A 14687-nucleotide genomic window follows, 5' to 3' on the forward strand; every position below is an offset into this window, starting at 1 on the left:
AACTGCCCGCCTTTCAGTCTGTACTCACGCCACAACTTACGCTGCGTCTTCAGCTGCTTCTTCTGCCTCAGCGCGTGCACGGTCGTCTGCGCCGCGCGCGTCCGGGTCACGATCGACGAGTTCGATCACGGCCATCGGCGCATTGTCGCCATAGCGGAAACCGGCTTTCAGAACGCGCGAATATCCGCCGCTCCGGTCCTTGTAGCGCTCGCCAAGTGTTTCGAACAGCTTGGCAACCATGGCGGTGTCGCGAATCTGCGAGATCGCCTGGCGGCGTGCGTGAAGATCACCGCGCTTGCCCAGTGTGATGAGCTTGTCGATGATCGGCTTCATTTCCTTAGCCTTCGGCAGCGTGGTCACGATCTGCTCGTGCTTGATCAGCGACGCTGCCATGTTCGCGAACATCGCCTTGCGGTGGCTGGATGTCCGGTTGAGCTTGCGGCCGGATTTACCGTGGCGCATGGCCCTCTCCTTTATCTTTCAGGCAGTCTGCTTGTTCCTTTGAAGCACTTGCCCGGTTGAACCCTCAGGGACGCGTACGTCCCTCAATACTGATGGTCTTCGTAGCGCTTGGCGAGATCGTCGATGTTCTCCGGCGGCCAGTTGGCGACTTCCATACCGAGATGGAGCCCCATCTGGGCGAGAACTTCCTTGATTTCGTTGAGCGACTTGCGGCCGAAATTCGGTGTCCGCAGCATTTCCGCTTCGGTCTTCTGAATGAGATCGCCAATATATACGATATTGTCGTTCTTCAGGCAGTTGGCAGACCGCACAGACAGTTCCAGTTCGTCGACTTTCTTCAAAAGCGCCGGGTTGAAGGCAAGCTCGGGAACGGTGTCCTCTGCGACTTCGCGCTGCGGCTCTTCGAAGTTGACGAAGATGGAGAGCTGATCCTGCAGAATGCGAGCGGCGAAAGCCACGGCATCATCCGGCTTGACGGAACCATCGGTTTCGACAGTCAGGGTCAGCTTGTCATAGTCAAGAACCTGGCCTTCACGGGTGTTTTCCACCTTGTAGGAGACCTTCTTGACCGGAGAGTAGAGACTGTCGACCGGAATGAGTCCGATCGGCGCATCTTCCGGACGGTTGCGATCGGAAGAATGGTAGCCCTTACCCGTGTTCACGGTGAATTCCATGCGGATTTCAGCGCCTTCATCCAGCGTGCAGAGCACGAGATCCGGATTGAGCACTTCCACATCACCGACGGTCTGGATGTCACCGGCGGTCACAACACCCGGGCCCTGCTTGCGCACGACCATGCGCTTGGGTCCCTCGCCTTCCATGCGGATAGCGATTTCCTTGATGTTGAGCACGATGTCGGTAACATCTTCGCGAACGCCCGGGATCGAGGAGAATTCATGCAGAACTCCATCGATCTGAACGGCAGTCACAGCCGCCCCCTGTAGCGAGGACAGCAGAATACGGCGCAGCGCGTTGCCCAGTGTCAGGCCGTATCCGCGCTCGAGCGGCTCAGCAACAACGGTCGCTGTAAAGCGCGGGTCGTGTCCCGGCTTGATCTCGAGTTTGGTCGGCTTGATCAGTTCTTGCCAATTTTTCTGAATGGTCACGTTTTCGTCCCTTCGGCTATCCCGCCCGGTTCTTCAGGACCGGGCCATTCTTTGCCATTTGGAGAAACAGGTACCTAAAGCCCGGAGCCTTAGACGCGGCGACGCTTGCGCGGACGGCAGCCATTGTGCGGAATCGGCGTCACGTCACGGATGGACGTGATCAGGAAACCGGCAGCCTGCAAAGCACGCAGTGCGGACTCGCGGCCCGAGCCTGGTCCGCGGACCTCGACTTCCAGGGTACGCATACCGTGTTCAGCTGCCTTCTTGGCAGCGTCTTCGGCCGCGACCTGAGCGGCATAAGGTGTCGACTTACGCGATCCCTTGAAGCCCAGAGCACCAGCGGACGACCAGGAAATTGCATTGCCCTGTGCGTCGGTAATCGTGATCATGGTGTTGTTGAACGTGGAGTTCACATGCGCAACGCCGGAAGAGATGTTCTTGCGCTCGCGGCGACGCACACGCGTCGTGTCTTTAGCCATTCTTGTGTCCTTGTTTTGATCTCGTCACTGCCGTAATGCCGGCAGCTCCACCACCAATCGCTTTGTGATGATTATTTCTTCTTGCCGGCGATCGGTTTTGCCGGACCCTTGCGGGTACGTGCATTCGTATGTGTCCGCTGACCACGGACCGGAAGGCCGCGGCGGTGACGCAGGCCGCGGTAGCAGCCCAGGTCCATGAGACGCTTGATGTTCATGGCGGTGTCGCGGCGAAGGTCGCCTTCAACCATGTAGTCACGGTCGATCGTTTCGCGGATCGAAAGGACTTCAGAGTCCGAAAGTTCGTTCACGCGGCGGGACGCATCGATGTTGTTCTTTTCGATGATTTCCTGCGCGAATTTCGCACCAATGCCATGAATGTACTGAAGCGCGATAACGACGCGCTTGTTCGTAGGAATGTTAACGCCAGCAATACGTGCCACGTTTGTCTCCATGTGTTAGCGGAAACCCCGGAGGTTCGCCGCAGTGGGTAATGCCCGCGTCCGGTGGAGTCCGGCCCTTGCGGGGTACGAAATGCCGGGAGGCTCCCGGCACAGAGAAGGCCGGTCCCACTTACGTGAAACCGGCTAAACTGTCTGGTAGAGCGCGTCGTTTACCGCTCTTAAACCTTCTCGTCAAGACCTTGAAGGACGGATTCTATCGAAGCCGAAACGTCGTCGATGGATTGCATGCCGTCGACCACCGAAAGCAGCCCTGATTTCTCGTAGTAAGGCACCACAATGGCGGTGTCTCGATTGTACGCTTCCAGACGCTGTTTGAAGACTTCGGGATCATCATCCTTGCGGACCGGCTGACCTGCCGCCTTTGCATCCGCGGCCCGCTGAATGATCCGGTCCACCAGCTTGGTCTGGTCTACGCGAAGTTCAAGAACAGAATCCAGTTTCAAGCCGCTCTCGTCCAGCATCTGGTCGAGCGCTTCCGCCTGGGCGAGCGTGCGCGGAAAGCCGTCGAGAATGAAACCGTTCTTTGCGTCATCCTCGGCGGTACGGTCGCGGATGATGCCGACGACGATCTCGTCTGAAACCAGACCACCGGCATCCATAACCGCCTTGGCCTTCAAACCGACGGGTGTCTGTGCCGCGACTGCAGCGCGAAGCATATCTCCGGTGGACAGCTGAGGGATGCCGTATTTCTCCACAAGACGCGTTGCCTGTGTCCCCTTGCCCGCCCCAGGCGGTCCTACCAGAATAAGCCTCATCGACGTTTCCCCCTCAGTTTTGATTTTTTCACCAGGCCCTCATACTGATGCGCGAGCAGGTGGCCCTGTATCTGTGACACTGTATCCATTGTCACACTCACGACAATCAGCAAAGAGGTTCCCCCGAAATAGAACGGAACGCCAGTCGCCGAAATGAGGAATTCGGGTAATAGACAAACGATGGTGATGTAAATCGCACCCACGACAGTAATGCGGGTGAGGACATAGTCGATGTATTGAGCGGTCCGCTCACCAGGGCGGATACCCGGGATAAAACCGCCGTGTTTCTTGAGGTTGTCGGCCGTGTCGCTCGGATTGAACACGATGGCCGTGTAGAAGAAACAGAAGAAAATGATCATGGCGGCGTAGAACACCATGAACAGCGGCTGCCCGTGACCAAGCGCCGCAGTGATATAGGTCAGCCATTCATTGCCGCCACCCTGGTTGAACCCTGCAAACGTAGCGGGAACAAGCAGAAGCGAGGACGCGAAGATCGGCGGAATCACACCAGCGGTGTTCAGCTTGAGCGGCAGGAACGAGGTGTTCCCCTCGAACATCCGGTTACCCATCTGACGCTTCGGATACTGGATCAGAAGACGTCTTTGCGCGCGCTCCATGAAGACGATGAAGCCAATGACGACGATGGCCAGAAGAATCACGCCCAGGATGATCCAGGTTGCCAGGGATCCCTGACGGCCGAGTTCCAGCGTCTGAACGACAGCGGACGGCAGACCGGCGACAATACCGGCGAAGATGATCAGGGAGATGCCGTTACCGATGCCGCGCGAGGTGATCTGCTCACCGAGCCACATCAGGAACATGGTTCCACCGACCAGGGTGATCACCGTTGAGGCACGGAAAAACCAGCCCGGATCCGTCACCACGTTCTGGGCCTCGAGGCCGACGGAAATACCGTAAGCCTGGAACGCCGCCAGAACGACGGTACCGTAGCGCGTGTACTGGTTGATGACCTTGCGGCCCTGTTCGCCTTCCTTCTTCAGCTGCTCGAGCGTCGGAACGACAGTCGTCATCAGCTGCATGATGATGGAAGCGGAAATATAGGGCATGATGCCAAGCGCGAAGATCGCCATGCGCTCGATCGCACCGCCGGTGAACATGTTCACCATGCCGATGATGCCGGTCTGAGCCTGGCTGAAGATCTGCGCGAAGGCGACCGGGTCGATGCCGGGCATCGGAATATAAGTGCCCAGTCGATAAACCAAAAGCGCCCCCAGCGTGAACCAGATGCGCTTTTTGAGTTCTTCAGCCTTGGCGAAAGCTGAGAAATTAAGATTTGAAGCCAGTTGCTCGGCGGCCGATGCCATGCCCTACTCCGGTCTTATGCTTACCCACAAACGGGAAAAGCCCAGGCTGTTAAGCCTGAGCTCCCAGAACGGCAACCTTGCCGCCCGCTTTTTCGATTGCTGCAACAGCGCCCTTGGAGGCACCGGCAACTTCAAAGGTCACCGCAGCGGTGAGTTCACCGTTGGCCACGATGCGGACACCGTCGCGGACCCTTTTGACAACGCCTGCAGCTTTCAGCGTGTCGACCGTAACGGTCTCCGACGCATTGAGCTTGCCGGCATCAATGGCTTTTTGAACACGGCCGACGGACACGGTGTTGTAGTCCTTGGCGAAAATGTTCGTAAATCCGCGCTTCGGCAGACGGCGGTGAAGCGGCATCTGACCGCCTTCAAAACCCTTGATCGCAACGCCGGAACGGGACTTCTGACCCTTCACACCACGACCACCGGTCTTGCCCTTGCCGGACCCGATGCCGCGTCCAACGCGGGTGCGCTCTTTTACGGCACCTTCGTTGTCACGAAGTTCGTTGAGCTTCATTGTTTTTCTCCTCACCCCGTCCTTAAGCGTCTTCGACGACGCGAACGAGATGCTGGACCTTGTTGATCATTCCGCGCACTTCAGGAGTGTCCTTCAGCGTGGAACGGCGGTGCATCTTGTTCAGGCCGAGACCGATGAGCGTCGCGCGCTGGTCCTTCGGACGGCGCAGCGGGCTACCGATCTGTTCGACCGTAACAGTCTTTTCGGTGTTCGCCATGGAACCTACCCTCTTTCAGCTGGGGTCCGGAGCTGCCAAGGTCAAGCCTCGGCAGCAGCCGGAGTAGCCTCTTCGTTGTTGTCACGACGACGGGACTGCAGCACGGAGACCTTCAGGCCACGGCGCGCCGCGACCGAGCGCGGGCTGTCTTCCTTCGTCAGGGCGGCAAACGTTGCGCGAACCATGTTGTATGGGTTCGAAGTCCCGAGGGACTTGGCAACAACGTCCTGAACACCGAGCGTTTCGAAAACGGCACGCATCGGACCACCGGCGATGATACCGGTACCGGCCGGAGCTGCACGCAGCAGAACCTTACCGGCGCCGTGGCGGCCTTCCACATCGTGGTGGAGGGTCCGGCCTTCACGCAGGGGCACACGGATCATCGTGCGTTTTGCGGCTTCTGTAGCCTTGCGGATGGCTTCCGGCACTTCACGCGCCTTGCCATGACCAAAGCCGACGCGGCCCTTCTGGTCACCAACCACGACAAGCGCGGCGAAGCCGAAGCGACGGCCACCCTTGACCACTTTCGCAACGCGGTTGATGTGTACGAGCTTGTCGACGAATTCGCTGTCTCGCTCTTCGCGATCGCGATTATCCTGTCTCGCCATATTATTTGTCTTCCGTTCTTAAGAGCGCCAACGGGCGCTGGTCAGAATTCAAGTCCACCTTCGCGGGCCGCATCGGCAAGCGCCTTGACGCGCCCGTGATACATGTACCCGCCCCGGTCGAACACGACCTGCTTGACGCCAGCGGCGACTGCGCGCTCCGCGACAAGCTTGCCGACGGCAGCAGCTGCTGCGACATCGGCGCCCGTTTTCAGGCTGCCCTTGAGATCGTTTTCGATCGTAGAAGCAGAGGCAATCGTGTGCCCCTTCGCATCGTCAATGATCTGGGCGTAGATCTGCTTCGACGAGCGGAAGATGGAAAGGCGCGGACGTCCGCCGCCGGCTTTCCTGATCGAACGACGCACGCGATCGCGGCGGCGCTCGAAAGCTTGTTTGCTATTCGCCATGATCTGAGGTCCGTTACTTCTTCTTGCCTTCTTTGCGGACGATGAACTCGTCTGCATAACGTACGCCTTTGCCCTTGTAGGGCTCCGGCGGGCGGAATTCGCGGATCTCAGCAGCAACCTGGCCGACACGCTGTTTGTCGGTTCCGGTGATGTTGATTTCCGTCGGCTTCGGGCACTTGATGTCGATGCCTTCCGGGATCGGATAAACGACATCGTGCGAGAAACCGAGCGCCAGCTGAAGGTTCTGACCCTGGACCTGTGCACGGTAACCGACACCTGTGATCGCGAGGTCTTTCTTGAAGCCGTCGGTCACACCGGTAATCAGGTTCGACACCATGGTACGGCTCATGCCCCACATGGAGCGAGCCGGCTTGGAATTGTTGCGCGGATCGATTTTGATCCCGTCATCCGTCATTTCGGCCAGAACAAGATCGTTGAGCACGAAAGACTTTTCGCCTTTCGGGCCCTTGATCGTAACCATCTGACCGTCGATCGATGCCGTTACCCCGCTAGGCACGGGGACTGGCTTTTTGCCAATACGAGACATTTGACCAACCTTGTCGTTGTTTCAAAAACGAGACTGCCGCATCAGAAGACGCGACAGAGAACCTCGCCACCTACATTCTCTTCCCGCGCCTGATGGTCGCTCATGACGCCGCGCGGAGTCGAAATGATCGACACGCCCAGGCCATTCGAGACATGCGGGATGTTTTTCACCGACGAGTACACGCGACGTCCCGGCTTGGACACACGCTCAATGGTGCGGATAACCGGCTCGCCGTCGAAATACTTCAGTTCGATTTCCAACTCGGACTTACCGCCCTCGTAGTCAACCGTGGTGTAGCCACGGATGTATCCCTCTTTTGCCAGCACATCAAGTACGTGTGCACGCAATTTGGAATTAGGTGAGTTGACCTTGTTCTTGCGACGCATCTGAGCGTTGCGAATCCGGGTCAGCATATCCCCCAACGGATCAGAAATTGCCATCGGAGTTTCTCCTTACCAGCTCGACTTGACCAGGCCCGGGATCTTGCCCAGGGAGCCCAGTTCACGAAGCGCAATACGCGACATTTTCAGCTTGCGGTAAAAACCACGCGGACGACCGGACACTTCGCAACGGTTGCGAACACGGTTCGGCGCGGAGTTCCGCGGCAGTTTTGCCAGCTTCAGTCGTGCGTTGTAACGCTCTTCGAGGGAAAGGCTCTCATCCTTCGCCATCGCTTTCAGAGCGGCGCGCTTTTCAGCGTATTTCTTGACAAGCTTCTCGCGGCGCTTGTTTTTCTCGATTGCGCTTTTCTTCGCCATCGTCGTTCCCTTCCTTGCCCGTTACTTCGTGAACGGGAAGTTGAACGCGCGCAGAAGCTCGCGCGCCTCGTCATCAGTCGGCGCCGTGGTGCAAACGATCACGTCCATGCCCCAGATCTGGTCGACCTTGTCGTACTCGATTTCCGGGAACACGATGTGTTCTTTGATACCCATGGCGTAGTTGCCACGACCGTCGAAGCTCTTCGGGTTCAGGCCACGGAAGTCACGAACGCGCGGCAGCGCGATGGTGATCAGACGGTCCATGAATTCGTACATCTGCTGGCGGCGCAGGGTGACCTTGGTACCCAGCGGCATGCCTTCGCGGACCTTGAAGGTCGCGATGGACTTCTTGGCCTTGGTGATGACCGGCTTCTGGCCGGCAATCGCAGCAAGGTCCTCAGCAGCTGTGCGCGCCTTCTTGGAATCGCCGACCGCCTCGCCAACACCGATGTTGAGGACGATCTTTTCCAGCTGCGGAACCTGCATGACGTTCTTGTACTGGAACTTTTCCAGAAGCTGCTTGCGCACGACTTCATTGTAATGCGTCTTCAGACGCGGCTCATAAGCTGTATCAGCCATCGATCAGGTCTCCCGAACGTCTGGCCACACGAACCTTGGTGCCATCGTCCTGCACTTTGAAACCGACGCGGGTCGGCTTGCCGTCCTTCGGATCGGCCAGCGCGACGTTGGACAGGTGAATCGGCGCCTCTTTGGACACGATTCCGGCTTCCTGCGTCTGGGTCTGCTTCTGGTGGCGGCGGACCATGTTGATCCCGCGAACCAGGGCCTTGTTGTCAGTCGGCAAAACCTGGATGACTTCTCCGGACTTGCCCTTGTCACGACCGGTCAGAACAACCACCGTGTCGCCTTTTTTAATCTTCGCAGCCATCAGAGCACCTCCGGCGCGAGCGAAATGATCTTCATGTGGTTCTTGGCGCGAAGTTCGCGCGGCACCGGGCCGAAAATACGGGTGCCGACCGGCTCTTTGTTGTTGTTGACCAATACGGCCGCATTGCGGTCGAACCGGATCACGCTGCCATCGGGACGGCGGATATCCTTAGCCGTGCGCACGACGACAGCCTTCATCACGTCGCCCTTTTTGACGCGGCCCCGCGGAATAGCCTCTTTGACGGAAACAACGATGATGTCACCGACCTGGGCATATTTGCGCTTGGAGCCGCCGAGCACTTTGATGCACATGACACGACGGGCGCCGGAATTGTCGGCGACGTCGAGGTTTGTTTGCATCTGAATCATGACTGGCTGCCTTGTTCTTCTAGCGGCGCACGGATCACCGGCGCCTGATGCTCACTAATGGAGCGCGGTCACTGAGCGACCACGGTCCAACGTTTGTTTTTCGAGATAGGCGCGCACTCTTCAATCTGAACAGAGTCGCCAACCTTGTACTGGTTGCTTTCGTCGTGTGCCCGGTACTTTTTCGTCCGGCGCACGGTCTTTTTCAGCAGCGGGTGCGTGAAGCGGCGCTCCACGTTGACCGTCACCGTCTTGTCATTCGCGTCGCTGACAACGGTGCCCTGCAGGATACGCTTCGGCATTGCCGTCTCCTTACGCGTTAGCCGTCACGCGCTTTTCGCGCATGATCGTCTGGATACGCGCGATGTCGCGGCGGATCTGCCGCACACGCGCAGTGTTTTCAAGCTGACCCGTGGCCTTCTGGAAGCGCAGGTTGAACTGCTCTTTCTTCAGGCCCTCAAGCTCACCGCGGAGCTCGTCGAGGGTCTTTGCCCGTACATCGGTCGCCTTCATGGCTTAACTCCTCGCCTGCCTTAGTCGCCGATACGCTGAACGAAACGGCACTTGATCGGCAGCTTGGCGGCGGCAAGACGCATCGCTTCGCGTGCGATGTCTTCCGGAACACCATCGATTTCAAACATGATCCGGCCCGGCTTGACACGGCAAGCCCAGTAATCCGGAGAACCCTTACCCTTACCCATACGGACTTCGGCAGGCTTCGAGGAAACCGGCACGTCCGGGAAGATCCGGATCCAAACACGACCCGCACGCTTCATGTGACGGGTCATAGCACGACGGGCCGCTTCGATCTGACGCGCGGTTACACGCTCCGGCTCCAGGGCCTTCAGACCGAATGCGCCGAAGTTGAGGTCGGTGCCTCCCTTCGACAAGCCGTGGATACGGCCCTTGTGCTGCTTGCGGAACTTAGTGCGCTTCGGTTGCAGCATCGTTCTTCTCTCGTCTTTCTTGTCTTACGAGCGGCTGGCAGCTTGACTTAAGCTGCGCGCTCGCGGCCCCGATCCCGGCGTCCGCCGCGATCACCCTGGTTACCTTCGGAAGCAGCTGTCGCCCGGCGTTCGGACGCCATCGGATCGTGCTCCAGAATTTCACCCTTGAAGATCCAGACCTTCACACCGCACACGCCGTAAGCCGTGTGGGCGCTTGCAACACCGTAATCGATGTCGGCACGCAGCGTGTGAAGCGGCACGCGGCCTTCGCGGTACCATTCGATACGCGCGATTTCCGCGCCGCCGAGGCGGCCACCGCAGTTGATCCGGATGCCCTGGGCGCCGAGACGCATGGCGGACTGAACAGCCCGTTTCATGGCGCGGCGGAAAGCAACACGGCGTTCCAGCTGCTGTGCAATCGAAGCGGCAACGAGGGTCGCGTCGATTTCAGGCTTGCGCACTTCAACGATGTTGAGATGCACTTCCGAATTGGTGATGTCGGCAATTTTCTTGCGCAGACGCTCGATGTCCGCACCTTTCTTGCCGATGACCACGCCCGGACGGCCGGAGTGGATGGAAACGCGGCATTTCTTGTGCGGGCGCTCGATCACGACCTTGGAAACCGCAGCCTGCTTGAGTTCCTTCAGGAGGTACTCGCGGATGCGGAAATCCTCGTGAAGAAGATCGCCGTATTCGTTCTTGTTCGCGTACCAGCGGGAATCCCAGGTGCGGTTGATCCCGAGGCGCATGCCGATCGGATTTACTTTATGTCCCATCAGGCAGTCTCCTCAACTTCGCGCACGACGATGGTCAGGTTCGAGAAAGGCTTCTCGATCCGGCCGACCCGGCCGCGGGCGCGGGCCTGGAACCGCTTGATGACAAAAGCCTTGCCAACATGGGCTTCGGCAACCACCAGGTTGTCGATGTCCAGGTCATGATTGTTTTCCGCATTCGCAACGGCGGACATCAAGGTCTTCTTGACGTCCTGTGCGATGCGCTTGCGGGAGAACGTCAGGTCCGCGATCGCGGAGCCGACTTTTTTGCCGCGGATCGTAGCCGCAACGAGGTTCAGCTTGCGCGGGGAAACGCGCAGCATGCGGGTCATTGCCCTTGCCTCGTTGTCAGCGAGCGTCCGCTCACGCTTCGGCTTGCCCATCGTTACTTCCTCTTCGCCTTCTTGTCGGCGCCATGTCCGTAATAGGTCCGGGTCGGCGAGAACTCACCGAACTTGTGACCAATCATCTCTTCAGACACCAGCACCGGAACGTGCTTCTGTCCGTTGTAGACGCCGAAAGTCAAACCGACGAACTGCGGCAGGATCGTTGAGCGGCGGCTCCAGGTCTTGATGACCTCGTTCCGGCCGGACTCACGGACCTTGTCCGCTTTCTTCAGCAGATACCCGTCGACAAACGGACCTTTCCAGATCGAACGTGCCACGATCCTTGCCCTTTACTTCTTACGCGCGTGGCGGCTGCGGACGATATACTTATCGGTCTGCTTGTTGCGCCGCGTGCGCTTGCCTTTGGTCGGTTTACCCCAGGGAGTAACCGGATGACGTCCGCCGGAAGTCCGGCCTTCACCACCACCGTGCGGGTGGTCGATCGGGTTCATGGCAACACCGCGTGTATGCGGGCGAATGCCAAGCCAGCGGGAACGGCCTGCCTTGCCGAGGTTGATGTTGGCGTGGTCCGGGTTGGACACGGCGCCAATGGTCGCCATGCAGGTGCCGAGAACGCGGCGCTGCTCGCCAGACATCAGGCGCAGCGTCGTGTAGCCCTGGTCACGGCCCACGATCTGAACGAAAGCACCGGCAGAGCGAGCGATCTGGGCGCCTTTGCCCGGCTTCAGCTCGATATTGTGCACGATCGTTCCAACAGGGATGCTTGCCAGAGGCGCGGCATTACCCGGTTTGACATCGACGTTGTTGCCGGCAACGACGGTGTCGCCGGCGGCCAGGCGCTGTGGCGCCAGGATATAGCTCAGTTCGCCATCTTCATAGCGGATGAGCGCAATGAATGCGGTCCGGTTCGGATCGTATTCAAGGCGTTCGACGGTTGCCGGCACATCCCATTTGCGCCGCTTGAAGTCGACAAGACGGTAGGACCGCTTGTGACCGCCGCCGCGGTTCGGGGATGTCAGACGACCGGTGTTGTTGCGGCCACCCTTCTTGGACAGGCCTTCGGTCAGGGTCTTGACCGGCTTGCCCTTGTGGAGGCCGGAGCGGTCAACCTGAACAAGCTGACGCCGTCCCGGGGACGTTGGATTGAATGTCTTAAGTGCCATTTTTCTTAAGTCCCCGTCTTAGAGCCCGGTGGTCACGTCAATGCCGTGACCTTCCTGCAGCGTTACGACGGCCTTCTTGAAGTCAGACTGGCGGCCAAGACGACCACGGAAGCGCTTCACCTTGCCCTTGCGGACCAGGGTGTTCACAGCCGTGACCTTGACGCCGAACAGTGCCTCGACAGCAGCCTTGATTTCAGGCTTCGTTGCGTCGTTGGCGACTTTGAAGACAACCTTGTTCTCTTCCGATGCCATCGTCGACTTTTCGGTGATTACCGGACCGACGATCTTGTCGTAGTGAGGAAGTTTGCTCATTTGAAGCGCTCCTCAAGTGCGGACACCGCAGCCTTGGTCAACACCAGGGTGTTGGCCCGCAGGATGTCGTAGACATTGATGCCCTGGATCGGCAGCACATCCACATGCGGAATGTTGCGCGAGGCCAGTGCGAAGTTGTTGTCGACGTCGGCACCGTCAATTACCAGTGCACTGGTCAGGCCGAGCTTCTGCAGCTGTCCCTTGAGCGCCTTGGTCTTTGCCTCGGCTGCCTTTGCATCTTCAACAACGACAATGCTGTCTGCCTTCGCCTTGGCGGACAGAGCATGCTTCAGGCCGAGGGCGCGAACCTTCTTGGGCAGGTCATGGCCGTGGTCGCGAACGACCGGGCCGAAAGCCTTGCCACCGCCGCGGAACTGCGGAGCCTTCTTGTTGCCGTGACGTGCGCCGCCCGAACCTTTCTGGCGGACGAACTTCTTCGTCGAGCCGGAAATCTCGGAACGCTGCAGCGTCTTGTGGGTGCCCGCCTGGCGCTTGGCCAGCTGCCAGCGCACCACGCGGTGGATCAAATCGGTGCGCGGCTCGAGACCGAAGATCTCGTCAGACACCGTGATCGAACCGGCCGCCCCACCTTCGAGGGTCTTGACCTGGAGTTCCATCACTCACTCTCCTTCCCGGCAGCCTCAGCCGCATCGGACGCCTTGAAAGCACCCGGTACCGGAACGTTTTCCGGCAGCGCCTTTTTGATCGCGTCGCGGACCAGGATCCAGCCACCCTTGGCGCCCGGAACGGAACCCTCGACCATGATCAGGCCACGCTCAACATCAGTGCGCACAACCTTCAGGTTCTGCGTGGTCACGCGGGCATCGCCCATATGACCGGCCATTTTCTTGCCCTTGAACACGCGGCCCGGATCCTGACACTGACCCGTGGAACCGTGTGAACGGTGCGAGATTGAGTTACCGTGGGATGCACGGCCACCACCGAAGTTGTGACGCTTCATCGCACCGGCAAAACCTTTACCGATCGACGTACCCGTCACGTCCACGAACTGGCCCTCGACATAATGGTCGGCGGTCATTTCAGAGCCGACGTCGATCATGTTGTCCGCGGAAACGCGGAACTCGGCCACCGTCCGCTTCGGCTCGACCTTTGCAACAGCAAAGTGACCGCGCAGTGCCTTCGGCGTATTCTTAACTTTACGGGTACCTGCGCCGAGCTGCAGCGCCGTGTAACCATTCTTTTCGTCAGTCCGGTGGGCAACCACCTGGCAGTTTTCCAGCCGCAAAACAGTGACCGGAACATGCTCGCCTGCATCGTTGTAGATGCGGGTCATGCCCACTTTCTGAGCGATCACTCCAGAACGCATGATGTGTCCCCTTGACCCCGCCTTAGAGCTTGATCTCGACGTCGACACCAGCGGCCAGGTCGAGCTTCATGAGCGCGTCCACCGTCTGGGGCGTCGGATCAACGATGTCGAGAAGACGCTTGTGCGTACGCATCTCGAACTGATCGCGGCTTTTCTTATCGATGTGCGGTCCGCGAAGCACCGTGTACTTCTCGATCCGCGTCGGCAGCGGCACGGGACCCCGTACCTGAGCACCGGTCCGCTTGGCCGTATTGACGATCTCCTTCGTGGAGGCGTCGAGAATACGGTGGTCAAACGCCTTGAGGCGGATCCGGATATTCTGACCGTTCATTGTTGTTGTTCCCAATAAGACTGCGGGCCTGCCCGCGTTACCTTGAGTTTCGCCGGCAGGCCCGGCTGTCGATTATTCGATGATGGATGCGACGACGCCGGCGCCGACGGTACGGCCGCCTTCGCGGATCGCGAAGCGCAGGCCTTCTTCCATGGCGATCGGCACGATCAGCTCAACGTCAACGGAAACGTTGTCGCCAGGCATCACCATTTCCGTGCCTTCCGGCAGGGACACAACACCCGTCACGTCCGTCGTACGGAAGTAGAACTGAGGACGGTAGTTGGTGAAGAACGGCGTATGACGGCCACCCTCTTCCTTCGTCAGGATGTAGGCTTCAGCCTTGAACTTCGTGTGCGGGGTAACAGAACCCGGCTTGCAAAGAACCTGGCCGCGCTCAACTTCCTCACGGCCAACGCCGCGGATCAGAGCACCGATGTTGTCGCCTGCTTCGCCGCTGTCCAGCAGCTTGCGGAACATTTCAACACCCGTAACCGTCGTCTTCTGCGTGTCCTTGATACCGACGATCTCGACTTCTTCACCCACGTTGATCACACCGCGCTCAACACGGCCGGTCACAACCGTACCGCGGCCGGA

At 59.0% G+C, this 14687-nt stretch carries 28 protein-coding genes; all 28 read right to left on the minus strand.

The window, feature by feature from the left end; translation table 11 throughout:
- Positions 1 to 36: 36 nt before the first annotated feature.
- Positions 37 to 462 (minus strand): 50S ribosomal protein L17, encoded by a 426-nt coding sequence (gene rplQ / locus RBB49_RS16210; RefSeq protein WP_306143896.1) that lies wholly within the window; start codon positions 460 to 462, stop codon positions 37 to 39.
- Between the two features lie 83 nt (positions 463 to 545).
- Positions 546 to 1568 (minus strand): DNA-directed RNA polymerase subunit alpha, encoded by a 1023-nt coding sequence (locus RBB49_RS16215; RefSeq protein WP_306143897.1) that lies wholly within the window; start codon positions 1566 to 1568, stop codon positions 546 to 548.
- An 89-nt stretch (positions 1569 to 1657) separates the two neighbouring features.
- Complete coding sequence (gene rpsK, locus RBB49_RS16220) at positions 1658 to 2047, minus strand: 30S ribosomal protein S11 (protein ID WP_006936427.1); 390 nt, start codon at positions 2045 to 2047, stop codon at positions 1658 to 1660.
- 71 nt (positions 2048 to 2118) lie between these two features.
- Positions 2119 to 2487: a 30S ribosomal protein S13 gene (gene rpsM / locus RBB49_RS16225; protein WP_305988658.1), complete on the minus strand. Its 369-nt coding sequence runs from the start codon at positions 2485 to 2487 to the stop codon at positions 2119 to 2121.
- A gap of 179 nt (positions 2488 to 2666) precedes the next feature.
- Complete coding sequence (locus RBB49_RS16230; protein ID WP_306143898.1) at positions 2667 to 3263, minus strand: adenylate kinase; 597 nt, start codon at positions 3261 to 3263, stop codon at positions 2667 to 2669.
- The gene (secY, locus tag RBB49_RS16235; protein ID WP_306143899.1) at positions 3260 to 4588 is read right to left on the minus strand and encodes a preprotein translocase subunit SecY; all 1329 of its coding nucleotides are present in this window, start codon (positions 4586 to 4588) and stop codon (positions 3260 to 3262) included. Before secY ends, RBB49_RS16230 begins: the two co-directional genes overlap by 4 nt.
- Positions 4589 to 4637: 49 nt before the next feature.
- Entirely contained in the window at positions 4638 to 5105 is a 468-nt protein-coding gene (gene rplO / locus RBB49_RS16240) for a 50S ribosomal protein L15 (protein ID WP_306143900.1), read from the minus strand.
- A 22-nt stretch (positions 5106 to 5127) separates the two neighbouring features.
- Positions 5128 to 5322, minus strand: a complete 195-nt coding sequence (gene rpmD, locus RBB49_RS16245) for a 50S ribosomal protein L30 (RefSeq protein ID WP_155139666.1) — start codon at positions 5320 to 5322, stop codon at positions 5128 to 5130.
- Between the two features lie 41 nt (positions 5323 to 5363).
- Complete coding sequence (gene rpsE / locus RBB49_RS16250) at positions 5364 to 5930, minus strand: 30S ribosomal protein S5 (RefSeq protein ID WP_306143901.1); 567 nt, start codon at positions 5928 to 5930, stop codon at positions 5364 to 5366.
- 41 nt (positions 5931 to 5971) lie between these two features.
- The gene (gene rplR / locus RBB49_RS16255) at positions 5972 to 6334 is read right to left on the minus strand and encodes a 50S ribosomal protein L18 (protein WP_306143902.1); all 363 of its coding nucleotides are present in this window, start codon (positions 6332 to 6334) and stop codon (positions 5972 to 5974) included.
- A gap of 13 nt (positions 6335 to 6347) precedes the next feature.
- Entirely contained in the window at positions 6348 to 6881 is a 534-nt protein-coding gene (gene rplF, locus RBB49_RS16260) for a 50S ribosomal protein L6 (protein WP_306143903.1), read from the minus strand.
- Between the two features lie 41 nt (positions 6882 to 6922).
- A complete protein-coding gene (gene rpsH, locus RBB49_RS16265; RefSeq protein WP_306143904.1) occupies positions 6923 to 7321 on the minus strand; it encodes a 30S ribosomal protein S8 in 399 nt (132 codons plus the stop codon).
- A 12-nt stretch (positions 7322 to 7333) separates the two neighbouring features.
- Entirely contained in the window at positions 7334 to 7639 is a 306-nt protein-coding gene (gene rpsN / locus RBB49_RS16270) for a 30S ribosomal protein S14 (RefSeq protein ID WP_116699625.1), read from the minus strand.
- A 21-nt stretch (positions 7640 to 7660) separates the two neighbouring features.
- Positions 7661 to 8218 carry a 50S ribosomal protein L5 gene (gene rplE / locus RBB49_RS16275; RefSeq protein ID WP_306143905.1) on the minus strand — a complete coding sequence of 186 codons (558 nt, stop codon included), beginning with the start codon at positions 8216 to 8218 and terminating at the stop codon, positions 7661 to 7663.
- Positions 8211 to 8528: a 50S ribosomal protein L24 gene (rplX, locus tag RBB49_RS16280; protein ID WP_306143906.1), complete on the minus strand. Its 318-nt coding sequence runs from the start codon at positions 8526 to 8528 to the stop codon at positions 8211 to 8213. The genes rplE and rplX overlap by 8 nt, the downstream gene beginning before the upstream one ends.
- The gene (gene rplN, locus RBB49_RS16285) at positions 8528 to 8896 is read right to left on the minus strand and encodes a 50S ribosomal protein L14 (protein ID WP_008191626.1); all 369 of its coding nucleotides are present in this window, start codon (positions 8894 to 8896) and stop codon (positions 8528 to 8530) included. Before rplN ends, rplX begins: the two co-directional genes overlap by 1 nt.
- A 68-nt stretch (positions 8897 to 8964) precedes the next feature.
- Complete coding sequence (gene rpsQ, locus RBB49_RS16290; RefSeq protein ID WP_305988668.1) at positions 8965 to 9195, minus strand: 30S ribosomal protein S17; 231 nt, start codon at positions 9193 to 9195, stop codon at positions 8965 to 8967.
- Between the two features lie 10 nt (positions 9196 to 9205).
- Complete coding sequence (gene rpmC / locus RBB49_RS16295) at positions 9206 to 9406, minus strand: 50S ribosomal protein L29 (RefSeq protein WP_305988669.1); 201 nt, start codon at positions 9404 to 9406, stop codon at positions 9206 to 9208.
- 20 nt (positions 9407 to 9426) lie between these two features.
- A complete protein-coding gene (gene rplP / locus RBB49_RS16300) occupies positions 9427 to 9840 on the minus strand; it encodes a 50S ribosomal protein L16 (protein WP_299481556.1) in 414 nt (137 codons plus the stop codon).
- A gap of 47 nt (positions 9841 to 9887) precedes the next feature.
- Entirely contained in the window at positions 9888 to 10616 is a 729-nt protein-coding gene (gene rpsC, locus RBB49_RS16305; protein ID WP_306143907.1) for a 30S ribosomal protein S3, read from the minus strand.
- Positions 10616 to 10996, minus strand: a complete 381-nt coding sequence (gene rplV, locus RBB49_RS16310; protein ID WP_306143908.1) for a 50S ribosomal protein L22 — start codon at positions 10994 to 10996, stop codon at positions 10616 to 10618. Before rplV ends, rpsC begins: the two co-directional genes overlap by 1 nt.
- Before the next feature lie 2 nt (positions 10997 to 10998).
- A complete protein-coding gene (rpsS, locus tag RBB49_RS16315) occupies positions 10999 to 11277 on the minus strand; it encodes a 30S ribosomal protein S19 (protein WP_148632529.1) in 279 nt (92 codons plus the stop codon).
- Positions 11278 to 11289: 12 nt separating this feature from the next.
- Entirely contained in the window at positions 11290 to 12123 is an 834-nt protein-coding gene (rplB, locus tag RBB49_RS16320; protein ID WP_306143909.1) for a 50S ribosomal protein L2, read from the minus strand.
- An 18-nt stretch (positions 12124 to 12141) separates the two neighbouring features.
- On the minus strand, positions 12142 to 12435 hold the full coding sequence (locus tag RBB49_RS16325) for a 50S ribosomal protein L23 (protein WP_029061773.1): 294 nt from the start codon (positions 12433 to 12435) through the stop codon (positions 12142 to 12144).
- Positions 12432 to 13052: a 50S ribosomal protein L4 gene (rplD, locus tag RBB49_RS16330; protein ID WP_306143910.1), complete on the minus strand. Its 621-nt coding sequence runs from the start codon at positions 13050 to 13052 to the stop codon at positions 12432 to 12434. The genes RBB49_RS16325 and rplD overlap by 4 nt, the downstream gene beginning before the upstream one ends.
- Positions 13052 to 13762: a 50S ribosomal protein L3 gene (gene rplC / locus RBB49_RS16335; RefSeq protein ID WP_306143911.1), complete on the minus strand. Its 711-nt coding sequence runs from the start codon at positions 13760 to 13762 to the stop codon at positions 13052 to 13054. Before rplC ends, rplD begins: the two co-directional genes overlap by 1 nt.
- Before the next feature lie 22 nt (positions 13763 to 13784).
- On the minus strand, positions 13785 to 14093 hold the full coding sequence (gene rpsJ / locus RBB49_RS16340; protein ID WP_006936455.1) for a 30S ribosomal protein S10: 309 nt from the start codon (positions 14091 to 14093) through the stop codon (positions 13785 to 13787).
- Positions 14094 to 14165: 72 nt separating this feature from the next.
- Positions 14166 to 14687 (minus strand): EF-Tu/IF-2/RF-3 family GTPase (locus RBB49_RS16345; protein WP_306143912.1); only part of this gene is annotated, 522 nt, incomplete at its 5' end.

The sequence above is a fragment of the Roseibium sp. MMSF_3412 genome (genome assembly GCF_030733265.1).
In the GTDB taxonomy this organism is placed as follows: domain Bacteria; phylum Pseudomonadota; class Alphaproteobacteria; order Rhizobiales; family Stappiaceae; genus Roseibium.